The sequence below is a fragment of the Labilibaculum sp. K2S genome (assembly GCF_030372765.1).
Lineage (GTDB): Bacteria > Bacteroidota > Bacteroidia > Bacteroidales > Marinifilaceae > Labilibaculum.
Map to the genome: position 1 here is coordinate 1 of NZ_JAUCMW010000054.1, position 2,615 is coordinate 2,615.

General features: G+C 33.4%; 1 protein-coding gene. It reads right to left on the reverse strand.

Features of this window, described 5'->3' with window-relative positions:
• Nucleotides 1-338: 338 nt before the first annotated feature.
• A complete protein-coding gene (locus QUH73_RS20590; RefSeq protein ID WP_289532328.1) occupies nt 339-2,402 on the reverse strand; it encodes a DUF262 domain-containing protein in 2,064 nt (687 codons plus the stop codon).
• Between the last annotated feature and the right edge of the window lie 213 nt (nt 2,403-2,615).

The following is a 2,615-nucleotide window of genomic DNA, read 5'->3' on the forward strand; positions in this document are numbered from 1 at the left end:
TGGAGCGAAGCGGAAATCGCGAATTCCCATGGAATTATTTTATGAGCAACTCAGCAGAGGCCATAGTAGCTGTAAGACAATGAGCCACAAATAGAAATTGTGGAGGACTCACAGAGCAGTGAAGGGCTGAACGTTAGGTTGTCTTAAATTCAATAAGGAAGCTCTCATTTATTTGAGTCTAGCCTTATTTTAAAATCGGACAAAGGTGTTGTTGGTGTAAAGAGCGATGACACTGATACCTAATGAACCGCTGTATACGAGACCCGTACGTACAGTGGTGTGAAAGCCTCTCCCTGCTAATGATTACTAGCGGGGCGGGCTATTCGATTGGGCGTTCGTTATTCATTTTCAGCGTATTTAATGGTCAATTCATCTTCTGAATCAAATATGGTCAAAGCGTGTTTTATTTTCTCAAACTTTCCAATATTATCAATATTTCCTTCAATATAATAAGTGTCATTTATTGCAACTGCTTGTCTTGGATTTCCTTCTTTTGGATTTTTGGTTAGAGTTATTTTTTCAGCCAAGTCAGTTGTGAAAAATGTTTCTGGTTGCAAGTCAAATAGCTGCTTAAAAACTTCTACATATAATTTAGCAACTTGATTAACTTCTATTTTTTGGTCGAAGAAAATCGCATATTCTAATTTCTTAAATTTCGGGTCTTCTGCTTCAAAAATATTGACTTCATTATTTTCGTCTCTTTCATCTAATTCAATTGCTGGCATTTCCCAAATTTTTAAAAATCTTTCAGCAAGGAGGTCAAAACGTCTTTCGATTTCTGCCTTATCCCATTTTTCTGCTATTGAGAGGTATTTATTAAGCCACAAACGACTGTCTTTATAACCTGCATTTTCCAAATCCCTTTTAAACACAAATGGTTTGTTTCCAAGTTTTCCGTTGTTGCCTGATAAAGTCAAGTTTCCTATTGTGTTCAAATATGTTTCTTTAATTAGGTTATATTCATCAGTCCCTAAATCTATTTTCCATTTTGGGTCAGGATTTTGGGGGAAAATATGTTCAATCGTTATATCTGTGTTTCCTTCAATAATTACTGGTTCCTTATTCTCAAAATTTTCAAATCGTTCAAGCAGATAAGTTCTATTTTTAGATTTTATGTTGTAAACATCTTTGAGTTTTAGGCTTTCAATAACTTCTTTGTTCTTCGGAAAACGCTGTGAACCTGGACGTTTAAGCAACCATTTTTGCAAAGACAACAAATATTCGCTTTTATCCACTTTTTCGTAAAGTGTCATAAATATTTTATTGAGTGCATTTGTAGGTAACCCAACTATAAATCTTCTCCAAGTAAATGATTGAATAAAAACCAAAACTTCTATGAAAGTTGCTTTATCAATTAGGTTTTCAGAATAATCTTCATAGACTTTCATCAAGAATGGATACGCAACATTAATTTCAAGCCTGTTAATGTATTCAAGTTGTAATCTTATGTCTTTGTCCGTTTCGTTCTTTGGGTTTAGTAGTTTATTGTAAAACTTAACAAGCGATTTTATGGGAGTAAGATTTGTTTCTAATCCTTGTAAATCAGCTGTTGGGAATTTTGCTTTGAACTCTAAATAAACCTTGCTTTTATTCGGTATTTTATTGTTTACCAAAGTCAGATAATCTCGAATAAAATCGGAAACTTTACTTGTATTTAAGGATTCATCCTTTGCAAGTTTCTCAATTATTTCCCAATAGTTATTATAGATTTTATTTTGGTCTCTACGATTAAGACCCATTAAGATGTAATTTCTAATTAAATCCGCTTGTGAAAGTTCAAGTCCTGTTGAATTTAAACTTTCAAATATTCTTTGTGGGTCGTCTTTTTCACGGTCAAGTGAAATTTCGACAAACATAAGTTTTGAAAGTCCTTTAAGAACGAATTCAAAATTCTCTTCAGTAATTCGACTTTTATAATAGTTGTAATTGTCTATAACCTTTGAGAAGTCACTAAATTCCTCGTCTTTGTCACTTCTCAAAAGGTACTTTATTGCCTTGTCGTTGTTCTCAGTTGGACGAAGTTTTAGTTTCTCTTCTTCGGGTGCAAATTTGTTGATTAGATAAGTTTCGCTTATTTCATTAACAAGAGCTTCGTCATTTATTTCGTGAGCTAAACGATAGAGTGCTAAATAAATTAAAGTCAACGTTGTCAAACGCTGCTGTCCGTCAATTACAGTCAATTCCTTAATACGGGAAGAAGTGTAAACGTCATCGTGAACATAAACAACACTTCCGATGAAATGAGCATTCATTTTATTACTTGTTCCAACTTCCAAAATGTCGTCTAAAAGTTGTTTGCATTGACTTGTCGACCAATCGTAATTTCTTTGATAAACAGGAATTACAAATTGAGTTTTATTTGAAGATAAAAAGTCTTCTACTTTAGTTTCGTTTGCTTTCATTTATTCAGCTCTGTTTGTTATAAGTACGATTTTTTAATGACGCCCAACGTTGGCAATATGGCCTGAAAGGGATTTCGGAGCACTTCACTATCAAGATACAATGAATTTGATACGTGAAACGAAATTCGCAAACCTCTAAAACCCTTTTTGGCTATATTGCGTGTGTGTGCCTTGAATGGTAAATTTAATAAAAGTTCTTTTATAATGTTAAGT

Excerpts from the sequence above, each read along its gene's own strand:
- QUH73_RS20590 (WP_289532328.1), bottom strand. The coding sequence starts at position 2,402 with ATGAAAGCAAACGAAACTAAAGTAGAAGACTTTTTATCTTCAAATAAA.